The sequence below is a fragment of the Candidatus Clostridium helianthi genome (genome assembly GCF_045310795.1).
Classification (GTDB): domain Bacteria; phylum Bacillota; class Clostridia; order Clostridiales; family Clostridiaceae; genus Clostridium; species Clostridium helianthi.
Window position 1 is genome coordinate 24042 of sequence record NZ_JBJIAB010000008.1, and the last position, 18598, is coordinate 42639.

Below are 18598 nucleotides of genomic sequence, written 5' to 3' on the forward strand. Positions count from 1 at the left end.
AAATATAACTTATAATACCAAAAGCAAGTGAGGTATAACTATAAGTAGAAAGAGAATATAAATGTATCCTTATGAAACAGTGTAATTAAGTGGGAGTTCCCCCCCACTTAATTACACTTGTTTTTTATTATTTTTCTTTTCACGGTAATATTCAGGTTCTTTATTGCAGTATGGGCAAGGTGTAATAATTTCATATCCAGCAACATCTAATGCCAGATTATGAATTTGCGATAGTGATAATCCTGTATTTTCTAAACTCTCCCATTCTTTATCATAGGCATAATCATCAAGACATAGTTTATATTTTCCAGTGTTATGACATTTGATATATTCCATATGCATATTGCTTTTCAAATATTTCTTGGTAAATTCCACTATAAGAAATATGATTATTCAATAAAAAATTGAGCAGAGTAATCATTATAAATTAAACTAAAAATTAGAATTCATTAAGGGTAAAATCTTAGTCATTCCAATTTTTGATTTTATAGTCCTTGTTCGTAGCTTTCTATCATTTTCTTTACCATTTCCTTACCAACACTACAATTTTGTCTTAAAGAAAGATTTTCTTTATCTGTGTAAGAGTGCTTTTGAAGTCCTATTTCGTAACCTCAGTTTTTAATCTGTTTAAATCTTCCTTTGCTTCTGATACTAAAGTTCTATCAATTCACTATTTTTTTAAACTGATCTAAGATATAAATAGTAATCCTATAGAAAAAGAGGAATTTAAGTCTCAATGTGTAATACTATACTTTGGATTATTTATACTTATGTTATAAAAAATAAGGGGTGGTATACAAATGAAGTACTTATTAAATGAAAATGGAATTCTAAAAGAATGGGAAAACTTTATATCAATTATTAGTGAAAATGCTATAGCAAGAAGCATTACATTGGAATCATGGAAGAGGTGTAATGATTTAGGATTAGAGCGTGATAAAATTAAATTTAAGTTCTTGAGTGATAAAGATCTTAAACAAAAGGTACAAGAAAATTCGTATTTAATTGAAGCTTCGAAGTTGTATATGGATTCTTTGTCTACCAGCTTAATTAACATACCACATATAGTTGCTTTAGCAGATAATGAAGGATGGATAATTGATTTGAGAGGAACACCAGAAGAATTTGGAGGAAAGCAGGCAGTCATTTGTCTTGGAGCAAGTTGGTCAGAAGAAAATATAGGAAATAATGGAGTGGGAACAGCTATCTCCATAGGAGAACCAATCCTTGTTTATGGAAGAGAACATTATGCAACTGCTTATGGTGGTTGCGCATGTATAGGTGCACCTATTATATGTAACGGTAACATTATAGGAGCGATGGATATAAGTGTACCGGTTAAGTATGCCAATTTAGCCAGATTGCACATACTTATTGCATGCGTAAATTCAATTGAATCTACAATTATGCATACTAATAGTAATGACTCTGAATTAGTTTCAATTAACATGAATCCATTGATAACAAGTGAGTTAATTGCAACAACTATCCATGATCTAAAAAATCCATTGGCTGTAATTAGAGGATTAGGACAGTTGGGAAAGTTGAATTCAGATAAATCTAAAGTTGATAATTACCTTAATAGGATAATTAAACAAGTTGATGAAATGAATGATATGGTTATTGAACTCTTAAGCATATTTAAACCGGAGAAACTTATAGCACAAAAAGTAGCCTCTACATTAGAAGAAATCTTATTCTCGTTTGAGCCCATTTGCGAGTCAAAAAAAATCAAGTTATGTTTACATAAAAATGAAGATAATTATGTAAATATATCTGAAAAACTTTTAAAGAGAGCAATCGAAAATATTATCAATAATGCGGTTCAAATAATGGATGAAGGTGGAACAATTGAAATTTTAACAGAACAAGATGGGGATTTTATAATAATATCAATTAGAGATACTGCAGGAGGTATACCAGAAGAATTAAGTGAAACTTTATTTGAACCATTTACTTTTAGAAGAAGTGGTGGGACAGGATTGGGCTTGTTTATGGCATATCATACAATTGTAAATGTTCATAAAGGTCAGATATGGTTTGAAACAGAATTAAAGAGGGGGACCACATTTTTTATAAAATTACCGATAGCAAAAGACTTTGAAAGTTCAAGAATAGAAGAATATAGATTGGTTTGATTTGTTTTAATTAAATAATACCATCTTATAAAAATTTATAAAATCAGAGATAAAAGAATAAAATACTAATTTTATGACAACAAATGATAAAAAAACGAGCAATATTAATTTTAATACTACTTTAATGGCTAAAACTAGATCAAACTTGGATTAATAATTTTAATAATAATGGGAATACGTAGAGGAATAGGAGCATTCAAAAGTTTTACAAAAAGGAATAAACAAATGAATGAAAAATTTGATACCATTTTAGAAGAACTAGAAAGAACAAGAAGTGAATTTGAGGTGGCTTCTAAAAAATGTTTCTTTAGATTATACTATTAGGAAGTGAATACATATGAAGTTAAAAAGGCCAGTATTAGTAACATTCATTGCATATTTAAATTTGCTAGGTGCATTTTTTATAATAATATCATTTTTTCCAATACAAAAACTTATTGAACAATTCGGTATTCTCATTATTCCGATATCGGATTTATTAGATTCTACAATTAGAATATCAAGTGCTCTAGTAATGTTAATAATATCATACGGATATTTTAGACTTAAAAAATGGGGTTATGGTTTAATGATAACTTATAATTTATTCTTTTTAGTGTTATCTATGATTTTTATAGCATTAAAAATTAAGAATTCGTATAATACACAAGGAATAATACAATCACTTGTTGGACTAATAATTACATTTCCATCTAAACGATACTTTATTAAAGAAAATGAAGATTCGTAATATTAATAAGTCGTGTATTATTTTATAATCTAAATTCAAATTGAACTATCTATTAACATATAAAGAAATTTAAAGGCAATAAACACTTCAAAATGTTTATTGCCTTTTAGTCATGCCACTTTATGAGAATCATCAGTAGAACCCTCTGTATCAATAGCTACTCCAAGTTTAGCTGATATTATGGTATTTAACTTATTAATTGAATTAGATAAGCTAACAATTTGTTTCTCTAAGCGAATTAGCAAATAGGCAGACACCGCCACTGGAAAACCATTGTTTACTATAAGATTAATTAAATCTGTTACTTCCATAATTACATCACCTCCTACAAAGGATATATGAAATAAAATATATTAGTTCATGTTAGAGAATAAATAATTATTTGAAATTAAAATAAATTAAATTACTGAGTGCCACCTTCATTTACAATATGGTTATGATAATGTTCTATAGCAATATCAACTATGGTACTGACACATACATTAATATCTGGATGTATGCTCTTTAATTCATTTATTTTTCTTATAGTAGAACTTCTAAGGGTGTAGCTTCTCTTAATAGTTGGAGTTTCACCATCAATGGCAGGAGCGGCGCCATTAGGTAGTGGAGTTCTTCTATTATCAAACAGTTCTTTTGTAGAGTTTAAAGTATTTGTTATTTCTATGGAGTTAGTTATATTATTTTGAGTATTGCTGTTAATAGCTGAAGCTGTATTAGTTTGAGTGTTGTTTTTAGGACCTTCTTGAATAGCAGTATTATTAGATTTATTATTAGAGCTAGTTTGAATAATATTAATATCAGAATTATCATCAAAAGAGAAGGAAGATATGCAGTCACCAGCTATAGGAGCTTCGCTAGTAAATCCATATACTTCACCTTCATCATATTCAAAATCATTTTTAGGTATCTTCGCAGCTTTTTTTCTAGCCATAAATTATATAACCTCCCTTTTTGTTTTTTTATCAGTATTTTTATGTATTCTCTTAAAGGATATATGGCTGTTTATTGGAGATTCTAAAGTTCTAAAGAATTTGAGAATATAAATTTTTTAGAATTAAAGAATTAAGGAATTTTAGAATGTAAGATTTTAAGAATATATATTCTTTAGAATTTAGGAATTTAAAAGGAAATCCGACTCACATGCGTTCGCTGGATAAGTGATTCACACCAAATCATAGATTTGGGTTCTCTACTTAAGAATTTGCTTGTAAAATGCGGGTTAGGAGATTATACGTACAAATTTAATCATGATTTTAATGTTATGTTACAGTATAAAACATATATCCTTAATAGCAGCTGCTAAATTTTAAAGCTGTAAATAAATTATTGGAGTGTGTTGTAAAAATGATTAGAGATGAAATTAAACTTAATTCAGAAGAAGGAGAGGTTTTTGATAAAAAGCAAATAGCTTTAGCAATTAGAAATTCTACTTTTAATGATGATTTAAAATGTTCTTTGTTAGAGGAAGGGATATTAGATAAATGCCAGGGGTGCAGCTTGAAATGCATTTGTGATGGAATAGATCAAGTTGTTGATGATTATGTGGAAAAAACTACAGAGGTTGTGAATAACTTTAGTTTTGAGTAGGTAAATGAAATATTGTATTATAATAAAGCTAACAGCTCCAATGATTAAACTTAGAGCTATTAGCTTTTTATACTTAATAATACAATGAAATATTATTAAGTATTTTCATTAAAATGTTTTTCTTTTTTTGAATAGCAGTTGAGTAACACATATTTCTCAAATAAGCATATTCTTTTACGGTGTAATTTTTGTAAAATACAAACTCTATAAGTTCAAGTTCCTCTTCGTTTAAATTCTTAAGGGCTAATTTTAAATCTTCATAATCACACATTTCACATAATGAAGCTTCAGTTGAGATTTCAAGTTCTGGAAAATCATTTTCTACATCATCATGTAATCCTAATGCATCACTACCTTCAGTAGATCTTCTGGTTTTAGTTCTTTTTATTAAATCATTCATATTATTTTTAATAGCATTAGTAGCATAGGCAACAAATCTATGTTTTTCTGAATTGTACATGGAAACAGATTTAAAAAGTGAATGGTAGCATTCCTGTATAATATCATTGGCATTATACCCATCAATGAAAGTCCTTTTAGAAATATTATAAATAAAAGGTTTAAACTCATAAGCTAATTTTTCTTTTGCTTCTTCATCATTGTTATTACATCTCGTAACCAAAGTTTCGACATAATCAAAATCCATATAAACCTCCATCTTCAATATAAGAGTTATGAATTAAAGTAATTATTTTACATATATTGTGTTTTGTATTAAATTTACCTCTATATATAGTATATATGGATAGATTACATATAACGTATATAGAAGTATAAAAATAATTAGATTTATGTTGTTACTTATGTTTTTGATATTGAAGTTCTTGGTTGCAGGAAAGTTCCGTATTGTGGCAAAGCCACTTTTTTTATATGTGCATAGCTGCTTTTTTCATAAGTGTATAACTTATATGAAAAGTAAAAGAAATTAGAAATTATGGAGAGGATGGTGTAAAAAATGAGTGATTTTATAATAGCCGTTGGTCATACTGCTAGTGGGAATGCTGGATGTGGAGTTGTTGATAGACTTGATGAGAGTAAGTGCACTAGACAGATTGGGACTTTAGTTGCAGAGTATTTACAGCAGAAAGGTTATGGAGTCAATTTGCTTAGGATTGATAAGAGCAATAGCTATAACTGTGAAGATTGTTATGAAAGAGCAAATCAAGCTAATGAAATAGCAAAGACAAAAGATATAAAACTTTATGTTGAAATTCATATTAATGCAGGGGGAGGTAGTGGCCCTGAAGTATTAGTATTTGGAAAATCAGAAGTAGCTAATCAATATGCTACGAAAGTCTGCAATGAATTATCAAGTACTCTGAATTTACCTAATAGAGGAGTAAAAATAAGAGACTTAATTGTTCTTAATAAAACTGTTATGCCTGCAATTTTAGTTGAATGTTTGTTTGCTGACAGTGATGATGCAGACAAATATGATCTAGAGATTATTGCAAAAGCTATTGTCAATGGATTAGTTGAAGATGAGGTTTCTGGTAATGGAGAATGGAAGTTTGGTTGGAATAGTAATGATGTTGGCTGGTGGTATTGCACGGATATAGAAAATAAATACTATTATACATCTCAAAATGGCTGGCAGGAGATTAAGGGGGAGTGGTATATATTTGATGATAGGGGATATGCTTTGCAGAATTGCTGGTACCAGGATAAAAACAATAATGCTTGGTATTACTTAGATGAAAATTGTAAGATGGTTAGGGGAAGTAAAGAAAATCCTTTGTGGAAGTGGATTGATAATAAGTGCTACGCTTTTGATGAACATGGAAGATGGATAAAATGATATATTGATTTTAGAAAGAGATAAATAGGTTGATTTTTAAGTTTAGTATCTCTTGTTTAAGATAATCATTAAAATATATTAATAATAAATTTTTAAAATATCATCTTAGAAAATTCATAATTATTAAAGAATGCTCATGTCGATATAATATGTCGATAATTCTCTGAATCCTGGAGTTCGTGGATTTAAATTTTACTGTATTTTATAGCCTCTTCGGAGGCTTTATTTTATGCGGTTTTAAGATTTGTCGATTTTATTTCATCATGTAATATCATAAGAAATTAACTGTTTTGTATTGCAGCAGTGCTATTAAAAGTAAAATTTATTTAATTTGTTATATAATAAGTTGGAAATTGGTAAGTGATTAAACATTTGGAAATTTGTACATATTATATATAGAATTAGAAAATAAATATTTAAATTTATGTCCCAAATATTGAATATATGTCCCAAGATGTAGTATAATAAATTAGGAGGTGACTGATATGAAGAAAAAAAATGTATTAAATTTAATAAAATATTATGCTGAAAAAAATGATGCTGGATTTAGAGATCAAGCGTATGAAATAGCAAGATATTTTGATGGGATTGGAAATTATCAGTTAGCTGAATATATAATGGCACTAATGTCAAATACCAATACTTTTGTTCCTCAAATAAGTGATAGTAATTCTAGTTTCTTTCGAAAAGTAGAGTATGGTACTGATTCGTTACCTTTACCAGAAGTTATTAAAGATGATGTTATTGGAATAGTAAATGCAATTGGCCATAATGCTGGTATTAATAAATTTTTATTTGAAGGCGCACCAGGCACTGGAAAAACTGAAACTGCAAAGCAGATTGCAAGAATATTAGAAAGAGATTTATTTATCGTGGATTTTGATTCTATAATTGATAGTAAACTTGGTCAAACATCTAAAAACATTGCTTCTCTTTTTGAAGAGATTCGTAATTTTTCACATCCTGAAAAATTAATCATTTTATTCGATGAAATTGATGCAATAGCTATTGATAGAATTAATTCAAATGATTTACGTGAAATGGGCAGGGCTACATCATCAGTATTAAAAGGAATGGATTCCCTAAATGAAAATATAGTTTTAATTGCAACAACAAATTTATTTGATGCATTTGATAAAGCTTTGACTAGAAGATTTGATTCGGTTATTGATTTTAATAGATATAAGAGAGAAGATCTAATTGAAATTGGAGAAGCAATATTGAATGAATTGTTATCTAAGTTCAAATTTGCTGGAAGAAATATGAGGTTGTTTAAAAAGATAATTAGTCTTATGGAAACAATACCCTACCCTGGGGAACTTAAAAATCTTTTAAAAACAGTTATTGCTTTTAGTAATCCGAGTAATGAATATGATTATTTAAAAAGATTATATAATAGCGTTAATAAAAAGAATTTAGAAATGGATTTAAAAGAACTTCAAAATGAAGGATTTACCACTAGAGAAATAGAGATATTGACAGGAATTTCTAAAAGTCAAGTTTCTAGAGAATTAAAGGAGTGATTATATGAATGACCTTTTACAATTAAAGGGCACGTTTGAACAAAAATCAAATAATTCAAGGCCTGGATCACCTGAATTGCCATCTGAAGCAACTGTAAAAGTTGAACACTTGGAAAAGCTTAAAAATGATTTAGAGGCTTTAAAAGAATTTTGGAGTGAAGATACAATTCTTAATGGAGCTCTAGTAAGTGTTTTTTATATAGACGTTATTGCTAAAAGTAGAAGAATATCAGGAACCTTAACAAAGGGCTCTATCACTGCAAATAGTTCTATAGTTGGTGCCAAATTTTCAAAATCAGATAGAATGAAACATATAATTACTCACTATGTGAGTTTGGAAATGTTAAATGAGTCCATAGAAAGATACAAAAAAAGTATAACTGTTTTGAAGAAACAGTTTAATGGTGTTATTGATTGCGAGGATGTTAAGAAATTAAATCAGAAAAAGATATCGTATGACAATAGTTTAATAGCAAAGACAAATTTTTTAAAAATAATTGTTGATGCTCATTATGTTGAAAAATTTTCTATTGTTATGCAAGAAGAGGAATTGAAAGAAAACTCAATTATTACAATTTATAAGACTGATACAGATACAATTGAGCTTATGGATAAAATAGGGATTAATCTTCTTTCTGCAAGATTGATTGATGATACTACAATGTTATTAACACCAGACCAATTAGCAATTTTAAAGCAAAAAGCGCCATATTTGATATCTATGGCTATAAGTGATATTTCAAAATTAACAAAAACAGATTTTGAGAATATCGATAGAGAAACTATTAATATTCCAAGTCCTAAAAATGAACCAACTATTGGTGTTATAGATACAATGTTTGATGAAAATGTATATTTTTCTGAATGGGTTGATTTTAAGAATATGGTTAGCAGTGATATAGAATTATCACAAGATGATTATTTTCATGGAACTGCTGTTTCATCAATTATTGTAGATGGGCCATCAATTAATCCAGATTTAGATGATGGTTGCGGAAGGTTTAAAGTTAGGCATTTTGGTGTAGCGGCTGGAAGATACTTTAGTTCGTTTTCTATTCTGAGAGCTATTAATGAAATTATTAGTTCTAATAAAGATATAAAAGTATGGAATTTATCATTAGGAGCACCTGTAGAAGTTAATCCTAATTTTATATCACCAGAAGCAGCTATCTTAGACAAAATCCAATATGAAAATGATATTATTTTTATCATTGCAGGAACAAATAAAAATTCAATGAATAAAACAGTAGAGGCTATAGGAGCACCAGCTGATTCTATAAACTCACTAGTCGTTAATTCTGTAGACTTTGAAAATAAACCTGCTAAATATTCAAGAAAAGGTCCAGTATTATCTTTTTTTACTAAGCCAGATGTTAGTTATTATGGAGGAGATGGAAATAAAAAAATAAGAGTATGTACATCTATGGGAGAGGCCTTTGTAGCAGGAACTTCATTTGCAGCTCCGTGGATTTCAAGAAAAATGTCTTATTTAATTGATGTTTTAGGATTAAGTAGAGAGGTAGCAAAGGCATTAATAATAAATTCAGCTACTGGATGGCATCCTCAAAAAATATCTTCTTCATTAATTGGACATGGTGTTGTTCCTCAAAAAATTGATGACATATTAAAATCACCTAATGATGAAATTCGTTTTATATTATCAGGAGTATCGGAAAAGTATGATACATATAATTATAATTTGCCTGTTCCAATTGATAAAGAGAAACACCCTTTTATTGCAAAAGCAACTATGTGTTATTTTCCTTACTGTTCAAGGAATCAAGGCGTAGATTATACTAATACAGAACTTGATATATATTTTGGGAGAATTAATGGAAAAGAAATAAAGTCTATAAATAATAATCAACAATGCACAGATGGCAATCATCTATATGAAGGAAATGCACGGAAATTTTATCGAAAGTGGGATAATGTGAAACATATTATAGAGTTTTCCAAAAATAATAAACCTAAAAAGGTGTATGATAAAGGTATCTGGGGAATTAGTATAAAAACAAAAGAACGCCTTGAAGAGAAATTTGGAGATGGAATTAAGTTTGGTATTGTTGTTACGTTGAAAGAAATAAATGGCGTTAATAGAATAGAAGACTTTATTAGAAATTGTTCATTAAGAGGATGGTTAGTGAATAGAGTCGATATTGATAATAGAATTGATATTTATAACATAGCTGAAGAAAATATTGATTTTGATGATGTGTTTTAATTAATGTTTTAGTTTAGTGGACAATCTGGCATTTGGAAAAAATTTAAAATCTTATGAAGAAGAAAAATAGAATTATATAAAATGGGAATATGTGACGAAGCTAATTAAAAATCAACGACTTAGGATAGTTATCATATGAAGAATTGTCAAAAAAATATGAAAAAATGTGAAAGAAAAAATGATAAATATTTAAGATTTACTAAAGTTTTAAAAACAAATAAATTTTAGAAAGATGATAAAATCCCAAAGCAAAAAAGTCTTTGGGATTTTATTGACTTATTTAATATAATAAATTTAATTTGTGGTATAGAATATAAGTATTTTTATTTTATATGTGTATAATTAGGTAATAATACAGATACAATGGCGGGGGAATAATGATGAATTATTTAAGAAATTTATTATTAACATTAACAACAGTAGGAGCGGTATTAAGTTTTTATATAAAAGTATGTAGAGATTTTTTTATAGAAACCATCAAATTAAATTATAAGAATGTTCCAGGTAAGCAGTCAATTTTTGAAATAATTACAATATGGATTATGTATAGTAGCATAATTATATATATAGTTTGGGTTATAGTATTTATATTAACTAAAGGAAGTATGATGAATATAAAGTCTACAGATATAATAACTCAAGATAGAGTAGCATATTTAATTGCTGCAATAATACTTATTCTATTTTTGAATTCATTTTCATGTTTGGTAGTTAGTTTTCATATACTAAGAAAATATTTTATTTATAAATTAGAGAGAAAATGTATAAAACGAGTAAGCAATAAGATGCGATTATGGATTAGGGGGAGCAAAATAACATCATCATTGTTATGTTTGATTGGTATGTTTGTAATAATATATTATCCAATGCTTCAAATTTCGTTATTAAAAGAAGACAGAAATTTTATATTTATAAACACACTTAGCGTAGAAGAAATATCTACATTTGCTACATATGGAATTATAGCGTTTATAAGCTTAACGTTTTTTATAATATTAAATAGTATGGAGGAAATTGCAAAAGCTTTAAATGAAAACTTCACTTACATAATTTTGACGGACACAGAAGAGATAGCATGCAATATTTATTTAGAATATAATGAGTATTATTTAGTATTTAGGAATGGGGTACAGAGATATATAAGTAAAAGTAAAGTTAAAGAAATAAATAAAAGTACTTACTATTATACAGACAAGATTTTAATTTAAAAATATAATAAAGATTACATATAGAAATTTAGGTAACCTTTTGGTATTGTAATAATTTATTCTTCGGTATAAAATAGGTGAAAAAACAAAATGAATTTTAAAGGAGTGATTTTGTGAGCGGGATTATGTATTTGTACGTATCTGATAAAAATAGCGCACATAAAATACCTAAACCAAAGCGTTTACCTTATACATATAGTACAACTTATAAAGCAGTTCCTAGTTTAGCAAATGAAGAAGTATTACTTGTAATATTATGCTATGAAACAGTAAATCGTAAACCTCATGAATTAGACCTTATATCATTTCATAGAGCCAGATTGGATGAAAAGGGGTGTTATATACAGGACAAAGAAGAGCTTAATAATTCTTTGATTAATTTTGTTAATTATGCTTTTACAACGTCTGATGAGTTAGCTTTAAGAGATACAATACCTATACCAGTTGCGCCTAAAAACATACCCACAGAAAACGAAAAAAATGCACTTTATTCATATGTTAAAGAAAATTATCCGAGCTTATGGACTAACTGCCCATATTTAGTAGAACAGAATGTTAAAAGTATAGAAAAGCATCATAATGAATTAAAAGAACTTGTTAAAGAAGCATATAAGAAGAAAATAATATAAAAATATTAAGCAAAATGCAATCTTAAAAGTATAAGAATTTCTCATTTTGAATTTACTATTCAAAATGAGAGATTCTTTGTTATATATAATATGTAATTATAAAATGGATATTTCTATTAACATTCCCTTAAGGGAAAAAATACAGTAAGTTAAAGTAAATTACGATAAAATATAATAATGATCTAAAGGTGCTAAGCATCAGTATTTCAAAGTATTATAAAATGCAATTTAGTGCAGGCTGTTACCAATACAGAATTCGGCTTCTCTCAATTAATAAAATTTAGATTATATTAAGTTAAGTTTCTTTAAACGTTTATAAAGAGTGACAAAAGGCTTTATTTTACCACTAACAAGTCTTTTAACAGTAGCTATATTCAGCATACTTAGCATTAGTATATCCCATTTTCTTTTTCTACGCATTAAACTTAATAGTAACATATTTATAGTTTAGTGGTTTATTATTCTTGAGTTTTTAAAAACTTCAATATCTTTAAATTCTAAATAAATACTATAGGAAAATTCAGTTTTTCTAATCATAATTCTTTTTAAAGCAGAACCATAAATATCAAATATTTTAAATAATGAGTATAGATATGGTCTTCATTTCTTTAAACTTCTTACCAGAATTATTGAATATCAACTAGTAATCTCCAAAGTATTTTGGAGTAATATTAAAGATCTCGCAAATATCTTTAATTGAAATAGAAAACTATTTGGAATGAATTAGAAAGTTAATAGAAAAACTATTTTACTGGCACTAGTAAGAAGTGGTTTTAAATAAAGAGTAAATGTAACTATAATCTAGGTATTAGTAAAGTTGGCAGAAAGTATAATTATAGATAATTCTCCCTTGATGAATAAGATATTAAAAAAACACAATAGCACAAAATGAGAAAAACACAAATGTGTTATTTACATGTATTATTTGGTGTAGTAAAATTGGATTATGAAAAAATGTCTAAATTATAAAATAAGAGAAATTAGGGTAAGAAATAACTTAACAATTCAACAAATGGCAAGTTCACTAGAAATTGCAGCGTCTACACTTGGAATGTATGAGAGAGGGATGCGAAAACCAGATATAGCTGTAATGGCTAGAATAGCAAAGATGCTTAATGTAGATATTAAGTATTTTTATGAAGAAGATTTTGAAATTGACGAAATAGCTTCTAATATTGAGTATTTGCAGGATAGTAAATTAGTTGACGAGGCAAGGAGGCGAGCAAATGGATTTTGCGAATTATGTGAAGCTAGAGCACCGTTTATTTTAGATAACGGAGAACCGTATTTAGAAGTATTTCATATAAAGTCTAGAGGGTATAATAATGAAACAAATGAAATAGTACTACTATGTCCTAATTGTAATAAAAAAGTTGAAATTATAAAAAATCCTGGTGACATAAATTATTTACTTAGAAAGGTGAGGAAAAATACAAAAGATGGATAGATGTGAAATTTTAAAGTTTATAGATGAAATGGAAAAGTATAGACAAGCAGGAGGAAAAAGAAGCCAAAACATTGGAAATATTTTAAAAAGAACTTTAGAAATTAAAGATTTAATAAATGAAAAGTTTGCATTAGTTTTTGTTACAGACAAAGGAATTGGTAAGACTAGCATTATAAATTATTTATTAGATTTATCATATGAAAGAGAAAAGAAATTAAAAAGTGGAAGAAAAACAATTGTATATCAAGATGTTTTAGAAACCGGTGCAGGAGCTACAACAACATCTGAGACAGAGATAGTTCAAGCAGAAGATGATTATTGTGAAATAGAAATAATTCCAGTTGGAAAAGAAGAAATGGAAGAATTATTAAGGGGATTTGCACAGTATATTTTTAAAGAAATATATGTAGAGTTTCAAGGTTATAGCTCAATAGCACCAGAAATATTTAGAGCAATGCGAAACATGACAGGGCTAAAAGAAGTTGATCGCGAAAATGGGGATAAAATAGATTTAGCTAAAGAATTAGCAAAGGGTTATGATATGCATGATTACTTATTGTTTGAAGATGAAATATTTAGAAGAGCTAATTTACAACGTAGAATAAAAAACAAATTTATAATTGATAGAGGAAGCGAAGAAAAGAAATCTATTAGAAGCATATTTAATAAAATCAATCTAATGAGTATGGAGGATATTCCATTACCTAAAAAAGTAATTGTAAAGTTATCAAAGGATATATTTGATTTTAATACTCTAGGTTGTATAGATAGGATAATTGACACAAGGGGATTGGAATCAGGAGTAGTGGCGACAGATAGAAAGGATATTAGAGAATTATTTAAAAAAGATAAAAATAAGGTTGTTGTACTAGTAGATAAATTTAACTCTCCATCACAAAGTATAATGAGGTTAGTTGATACGTACATTCAAGAGGGAGATTATGAAACTCAAAATAGAGTTGCATATTTAGTTAATTTTCGAGATGGGGAGCCAGAAAATGTTGTGTCACATTCAGGAAAGACATATTCAGAAATTCGAGGAATAGATATTAAGTGCGAAGATATACATAAGTACATTAAAGGTAATAACATTAATTTCAAATTAGATAATATAATCTTTACAAATCCTAAAAGATTTTTAGATGCTAATGGGAAAATGCCTATATTAGAAGAAGATATAGAAGATTATGGAGATGCTGTATCAGCACGAAAGGCAAAACAAGATATAAGGGAAGAGAAAAAAAGAGAATTATGGGATGATATATATCGAATTACAGAAAACTACAGGAAAGAATTAATTAATGAATTGAGTTTAAAAAGTGAAGAGTTTAAAAGTATTAAAAATAAAGAAATTGAGGAGCTAAATATAGACTTTGAGCAGATTGTAAATTTTATTAATAATTTTAATGTTGATAATAAGAATGTTGAAAATTTCCCATTTACTATTTTTGAGGAATATATATTAAATTGTCATCATAGCACACTTATGGCGTTAAATAACAGACATGGAGTATACAGCAACAGAGATATATATCTAGTAGGAAGTGATAAAATTGAGAAGTTATTTAGAAGTAGTTTGAAGGATATAACTTTAAATGTAATTAACTTAATATTAAATCAAGTTTCTACTGAAGAAGAAAAGAAAGTAATTATGATTATTATAAATGATGTTAAGAGATATTGCATAAACTTCATGGATGAAATAAACAGCTTTGCATATGAATATTTGAGAAATAATATTTTTAACAAAGAACAAATTGAATTCTGGAAGAAAACAATTGAGAGATGGGGAAAAGGAAGTCCATATACATTAGATATAGATAGTTACTATAAAGAACAATTAGGAAAAGAGAAATTAGATAAGTACATTAGAGATGCTGCTACTGAATGGATTAGAACATTTAAAAATGGATTAATAGCTGTAATAGAAGAATTCGCATAGAAGGTATATAATAAATATAATAGTAATCAGCTATTGGAATTGGAAGAGCAATAATTTTGGGGTTCTAATTTGTTGATAACAACAGAATCAACAATATAAATACAAAGTATCCTACTAAGCATTGATATATTACTTAATTTAAGAAATGGTCGGAAGAACTAAAAATTCCACCATTCTTCCGACCATCAACAAGATATGCTATATTATTTTAAAATATAATATGTAAAGAAATGATATTTTTAATCTGAGGTTTGATTTATTTCTAATGAGTAATAGATATAATAAAATATTCTAAGTTATGATTTGATAAAACTTTTCAACACACACCTCATGCTGAAACTGTAGTGAAGCTAATTAAGCAATAATCTCATTCTTGAAATGTAGATTAATATAAAATAGGCGAATTGCCAACAGTTTGCCGACCATCAGTAAGATATGATAAAATATTATAAATTACAATATGTAAGGGTATAATATTTTTAATCTGAGGTTTGAAGTAATTTCAATGATTAATAGATACAATAAAATACACTAAGTTAAAATTTGGTATAATTATTCAACACACACCTCACGTGGAGTGTGTTGCATTGATAACAAGAAAATGAAGTTCGTAAAAGCCTTGATAATACTGAGTTTCATAAAACGAAAGTAATTCTAACTACTAAACTTAAACCCTCGATATACGTTCATGTGAACATATCGAGGGTTAATTTTTGGGATAAGAAACTCGGTGGGTTGGGTGAATAGGATAGATAAAATTGTGGGGCAGGGGAGATAGGATGGATGATAAATAAATGTATTTGATTTGTAAAATGTTCTATGCTAATATAAAAACAAATAAATATTTTGTTTTTAAGTTTTTATGGGGGTTATGTTATGGCTAAATTTACAGAGTTAGAAAAAGAAAAAATTCGAGAAGAATTGCTTAAAGTTGCCTATCGCTTTTTTATAGATAAAGGATTTAAAAGTACTTCTCTTGAGGATATTACTTCATCAGTTGGTATTGCAAAGAGTTCCTTTTATATATTTTTCGAATCAAAAGAAATGCTATATATGGAATTGTTAGCACATGAGGGAGAACAAATTCAAAAGCAGATTTGGCCAAAGGTTATAGCTACAGAAAATATACGTCTAGCTATAAAAATGTACTTAAATATGATGGCTTTGGAACTAGAATCTAAGATTTTAACTCAAAGGCTGGTTTACGACATTGAGGAGTATAAACTTGTTTCTAGAAAACTAAATCCAGAGTATGTTGGCTCGGAGCATCTAAGAAGTATCGCCTCTCTTATGGAGTTTATAAAGTCACGTCAAGATTCTAAGGAGATTATCGATGAAGACCCAGGTGTTATAGCCGGAGTTTTAAGATCAGCATTATTAATAGGTTCTCAAAAGAGAGATTTACAGCAATATAATTATGAAAGGATTAGAGAGTTATTATTCGAAGCAGTTGCTAATCAAATTGCCAGGCCTTAATTTGGTCTAAGTATTATTAAATGAAAGTAAAATACGAATATAATATGGTCATCCAGAGTATACCTTTGAGGATTTGGTTGATGATGCAATTCAGGTACTAGATGCGTATAACGTTGATAAGGCTCACATAGTCGGTATGTCAATGGGTGGAATTATTACGCAGATAGTAGCTCTTAAACACACAAGTAAGGTTCTTACTATTTCATTAATTATGACATCAAATTTCGATTCCAGGCTCCCTAAAAAGGATAGTAAAGTAACAGAAGCCTTAGGTGAACATAAAATTACAAATTGGCAAAATAAAGATGAAGTGATGGAGTGTTTTATTAAAAAAGTAGAATTCTTACAGGATCAAAACGTTTTTTCGATGAAGAAAAAGTAAGAAGACTGAATGAAGAAGAATTTGATAGAGCCAGTAATTTACAGAGTAGAGAAAATCGCGGATTTATAAGAGGTTGGAATTCGTATTTGTCAAGAACTGACGAAATCAGTGTACCTACATTGGTAATTTATGGAACAGATGACCCTATTATTCCGTATGAGCATGGAGTGCATCTTTCTAAAATTATATCAAATGCTGTATTAATTACCTTAGATGGTGCGGGGGATGAGCTCCACTATAATGATTGGGATGAAATTATTAATGCTATATCAGAGTATGCAGGAAATTTATAACCTAAATTTTAAAATTAGGAGTGATTTGAATGGGTAAAGAAATGAAACAAGTTATGGAAACAGCTAAAAAACATAATCTTATTTTAAAGGAAGAAACAATGCAGTTTAATGAATCTGGACTTGATTTTCAAGTTGTATTTGCACAAGATGAAAATGAAACGGATTGGGTTCTTAGATTGCCTAGGCGGGAAGATGTAATGCCCAGAACAAAGCTAGAAAAACAAGCATTAGATTTAGTTAATCAGTATGCGAAATGTTTTCAGGCACCAAACTGGACTATTTACACAAATGAACTAATAGCTTACAAGAAGTTAGATGGTGTGCCGGCAGGAACTATAGACCATAATATAGGAAACTATGTTTGGGAAATAGATATTAACAATATTCCAGAATCATTTCACAAGTCTCTTGGTAAGGTATTAGCAGAGCTTCATAGCATACCTAGTGATAAAGCTGCTGAGCTTGGTCTAGCAGTGCAAACCCCTGAAGAGGCAAAAATGTCAATGAAGCAGCGTATGTATGATATAAAAGCTAAGTTTGGTGTGGGTGAGAATCTATGGGTCAGATGGCAGGCATGGATAAATGATGATGAAATGTGGCCAAAGAAAACGGGATTAATTCATGGAGATGTTCATGCAGGTCATACTATGATCGATAGAGATGCTGATGTAACTGGATTAATCGACTGGACTGAAGCTAAAGTTACGGATATATCAAATGACTTTGTTTTTCATTATAAGGCGTTCGGAGAAGAAGGTCTTGAAGCTCTGATTCTTGCTTACAAAGAAGCAGGTGGATATTACTGGCCTAAGATGAAAGAGCATATTATTGAACTGGTTGCTGCGTATCCTGTTTCAATTGCCGAGTTTGCAATGGTATCTGGTGTTGAGGAATATGTTCAGATGGCGAAGAAAGCATTGGAAGTATAAGAGTTATGAATGGTGTAATGTGGTCATCAATATGCTCTCATCTACTAATAGTATAAAAAGAACAGTGGATATGTTTACGAGAACGGACACACTCAAATGCCATTCATTCTCTCCTCTCGAGTCACGTTGAGATCGTTGTTAGGATAGAAAGAAAATAGGCTAATATCAAAGGCTGTGAAGGTTTTTAAGTAAATATTGAAGTGTGTTTTATGATCATGATGTGAAGTCCTATTTGTATGCACCATAACACTTTGTAATTACTAGAAAAACTCATTAAAGATCAGGGCACTAA

Annotated in this window: 18 protein-coding genes and 1 pseudogene; 14 read left to right on the forward strand and 5 right to left on the reverse strand. The window is 28.6% G+C overall.

The features are described from left to right. Positions 1-111: 111 nt before the first annotated feature. Together ACJDTP_RS08490 and ACJDTP_RS08495 are read right to left on the reverse strand one after the other, a co-directional pair. Complete coding sequence (locus ACJDTP_RS08490; protein ID WP_406760926.1) at positions 112-336, reverse strand: hypothetical protein; 225 nt, start codon at positions 334-336, stop codon at positions 112-114. Between the two features lie 149 nt (positions 337-485). Further along, positions 486-667, reverse strand: a pseudogene (locus tag ACJDTP_RS08495) (alpha/beta-type small acid-soluble spore protein). A 133-nt stretch (positions 668-800) separates the two neighbouring features. On the opposite strand from ACJDTP_RS08495, the gene ACJDTP_RS08500 reads away from it, so the two are divergent. After that, on the forward strand, positions 801-2138 hold the full coding sequence (locus tag ACJDTP_RS08500; protein WP_406760927.1) for an ATP-binding protein: 1338 nt from the start codon (positions 801-803) through the stop codon (positions 2136-2138). A gap of 337 nt (positions 2139-2475) precedes the next feature. Further along, positions 2476-2868 carry a hypothetical protein gene (locus tag ACJDTP_RS08505; protein WP_406760928.1) on the forward strand — a complete coding sequence of 131 codons (393 nt, stop codon included), beginning with the start codon at positions 2476-2478 and terminating at the stop codon, positions 2866-2868. Positions 2869-2978: 110 nt separating this feature from the next. Here ACJDTP_RS08505 and ACJDTP_RS08510 read toward each other — a convergent pair whose 3' ends face one another. Both ACJDTP_RS08510 and ACJDTP_RS08515 read right to left on the reverse strand, forming a co-directional pair. Then, entirely contained in the window at positions 2979-3179 is a 201-nt protein-coding gene (locus ACJDTP_RS08510; protein WP_406760929.1) for a YvrJ family protein, read from the reverse strand. A 92-nt stretch (positions 3180-3271) separates the two neighbouring features. Beyond that, complete coding sequence (locus ACJDTP_RS08515) at positions 3272-3799, reverse strand: hypothetical protein (RefSeq protein WP_173706948.1); 528 nt, start codon at positions 3797-3799, stop codon at positions 3272-3274. Between the two features lie 413 nt (positions 3800-4212). Between ACJDTP_RS08515 and ACJDTP_RS08520 the strand changes: the two genes are divergently transcribed. After that, positions 4213-4455: a hypothetical protein gene (locus tag ACJDTP_RS08520; RefSeq protein WP_406760930.1), complete on the forward strand. Its 243-nt coding sequence runs from the start codon at positions 4213-4215 to the stop codon at positions 4453-4455. A gap of 73 nt (positions 4456-4528) precedes the next feature. On the opposite strand, the gene ACJDTP_RS08525 is transcribed toward ACJDTP_RS08520, so the two are convergent. Continuing rightward, positions 4529-5101: a sigma-70 family RNA polymerase sigma factor gene (locus ACJDTP_RS08525; RefSeq protein WP_406760931.1), complete on the reverse strand. Its 573-nt coding sequence runs from the start codon at positions 5099-5101 to the stop codon at positions 4529-4531. Positions 5102-5410: 309 nt separating this feature from the next. Between ACJDTP_RS08525 and ACJDTP_RS08530 the strand changes: the two genes are divergently transcribed. The 11 genes from ACJDTP_RS08530 to ACJDTP_RS08580 all read left to right on the forward strand — a co-directional run bounded on the left by ACJDTP_RS08530 (position 5411) and on the right by ACJDTP_RS08580 (position 18306). Further along, positions 5411-6253: an N-acetylmuramoyl-L-alanine amidase gene (locus ACJDTP_RS08530; RefSeq protein ID WP_406760932.1), complete on the forward strand. Its 843-nt coding sequence runs from the start codon at positions 5411-5413 to the stop codon at positions 6251-6253. Positions 6254-6738: 485 nt separating this feature from the next. Continuing rightward, entirely contained in the window at positions 6739-7776 is a 1038-nt protein-coding gene (locus ACJDTP_RS08535) for an ATP-binding protein (RefSeq protein ID WP_008419130.1), read from the forward strand. A 4-nt stretch (positions 7777-7780) separates the two neighbouring features. After that, entirely contained in the window at positions 7781-10000 is a 2220-nt protein-coding gene (locus ACJDTP_RS08540) for a S8 family peptidase (RefSeq protein WP_406760933.1), read from the forward strand. 380 nt (positions 10001-10380) lie between these two features. Continuing rightward, complete coding sequence (locus ACJDTP_RS08545; RefSeq protein WP_406760934.1) at positions 10381-11208, forward strand: hypothetical protein; 828 nt, start codon at positions 10381-10383, stop codon at positions 11206-11208. A 113-nt stretch (positions 11209-11321) separates the two neighbouring features. Continuing rightward, positions 11322-11837, forward strand: a complete 516-nt coding sequence (locus ACJDTP_RS08550; RefSeq protein ID WP_406760935.1) for a hypothetical protein — start codon at positions 11322-11324, stop codon at positions 11835-11837. 946 nt (positions 11838-12783) lie between these two features. Continuing rightward, positions 12784-13284 carry a helix-turn-helix domain-containing protein gene (locus ACJDTP_RS08555; RefSeq protein WP_008419120.1) on the forward strand — a complete coding sequence of 167 codons (501 nt, stop codon included), beginning with the start codon at positions 12784-12786 and terminating at the stop codon, positions 13282-13284. Next, complete coding sequence (locus tag ACJDTP_RS08560) at positions 13277-15226, forward strand: hypothetical protein (RefSeq protein ID WP_406760936.1); 1950 nt, start codon at positions 13277-13279, stop codon at positions 15224-15226. Before ACJDTP_RS08555 ends, ACJDTP_RS08560 begins: the two co-directional genes overlap by 8 nt. A gap of 876 nt (positions 15227-16102) precedes the next feature. Continuing rightward, positions 16103-16702, forward strand: coding sequence for a TetR/AcrR family transcriptional regulator (locus ACJDTP_RS08565; protein WP_161223332.1), 600 nt, complete (start codon positions 16103-16105; stop codon positions 16700-16702). 73 nt (positions 16703-16775) lie between these two features. Then, positions 16776-17084 (forward strand): alpha/beta fold hydrolase, encoded by a 309-nt coding sequence (locus tag ACJDTP_RS08570; protein ID WP_199882991.1) that lies wholly within the window; start codon positions 16776-16778, stop codon positions 17082-17084. Between the two features lie 5 nt (positions 17085-17089). Beyond that, positions 17090-17377 carry an alpha/beta fold hydrolase gene (locus ACJDTP_RS08575; protein WP_406760964.1) on the forward strand — a complete coding sequence of 96 codons (288 nt, stop codon included), beginning with the start codon at positions 17090-17092 and terminating at the stop codon, positions 17375-17377. A 29-nt stretch (positions 17378-17406) separates the two neighbouring features. Further along, positions 17407-18306 carry an Mph(B) family macrolide 2'-phosphotransferase gene (locus tag ACJDTP_RS08580; RefSeq protein ID WP_161223331.1) on the forward strand — a complete coding sequence of 300 codons (900 nt, stop codon included), beginning with the start codon at positions 17407-17409 and terminating at the stop codon, positions 18304-18306. The last annotated feature ends 292 nt before the right edge of the window (positions 18307-18598 follow it).

Excerpts from the sequence above, each read along its gene's own strand:
- ACJDTP_RS08540 (WP_406760933.1), top strand. The coding sequence starts at position 7,781 with ATGAATGACCTTTTACAATTAAAGGGCACGTTTGAACAAAAATCAAAT.
- ACJDTP_RS08580 (WP_161223331.1), top strand. The coding sequence starts at position 17,407 with ATGGGTAAAGAAATGAAACAAGTTATGGAAACAGCTAAAAAACATAAT.
- ACJDTP_RS08545 (WP_406760934.1), top strand. The coding sequence starts at position 10,381 with ATGAATTATTTAAGAAATTTATTATTAACATTAACAACAGTAGGAGCG.
- ACJDTP_RS08500 (WP_406760927.1), top strand. The coding sequence starts at position 801 with ATGAAGTACTTATTAAATGAAAATGGAATTCTAAAAGAATGGGAAAAC.
- ACJDTP_RS08530 (WP_406760932.1), top strand. The coding sequence starts at position 5,411 with ATGAGTGATTTTATAATAGCCGTTGGTCATACTGCTAGTGGGAATGCT.
- ACJDTP_RS08525 (WP_406760931.1), bottom strand. The coding sequence starts at position 5,101 with ATGGATTTTGATTATGTCGAAACTTTGGTTACGAGATGTAATAACAAT.
- ACJDTP_RS08515 (WP_173706948.1), bottom strand. The coding sequence starts at position 3,799 with ATGGCTAGAAAAAAAGCTGCGAAGATACCTAAAAATGATTTTGAATAT.
- ACJDTP_RS08520 (WP_406760930.1), top strand. The coding sequence starts at position 4,213 with ATGATTAGAGATGAAATTAAACTTAATTCAGAAGAAGGAGAGGTTTTT.
- ACJDTP_RS08505 (WP_406760928.1), top strand. The coding sequence starts at position 2,476 with ATGAAGTTAAAAAGGCCAGTATTAGTAACATTCATTGCATATTTAAAT.
- ACJDTP_RS08560 (WP_406760936.1), top strand. The coding sequence starts at position 13,277 with ATGGATAGATGTGAAATTTTAAAGTTTATAGATGAAATGGAAAAGTAT.
- ACJDTP_RS08510 (WP_406760929.1), bottom strand. The coding sequence starts at position 3,179 with ATGGAAGTAACAGATTTAATTAATCTTATAGTAAACAATGGTTTTCCA.
- ACJDTP_RS08555 (WP_008419120.1), top strand. The coding sequence starts at position 12,784 with ATGAAAAAATGTCTAAATTATAAAATAAGAGAAATTAGGGTAAGAAAT.
- ACJDTP_RS08565 (WP_161223332.1), top strand. The coding sequence starts at position 16,103 with ATGGCTAAATTTACAGAGTTAGAAAAAGAAAAAATTCGAGAAGAATTG.
- ACJDTP_RS08490 (WP_406760926.1), bottom strand. The coding sequence starts at position 336 with ATGGAATATATCAAATGTCATAACACTGGAAAATATAAACTATGTCTT.
- ACJDTP_RS08535 (WP_008419130.1), top strand. The coding sequence starts at position 6,739 with ATGAAGAAAAAAAATGTATTAAATTTAATAAAATATTATGCTGAAAAA.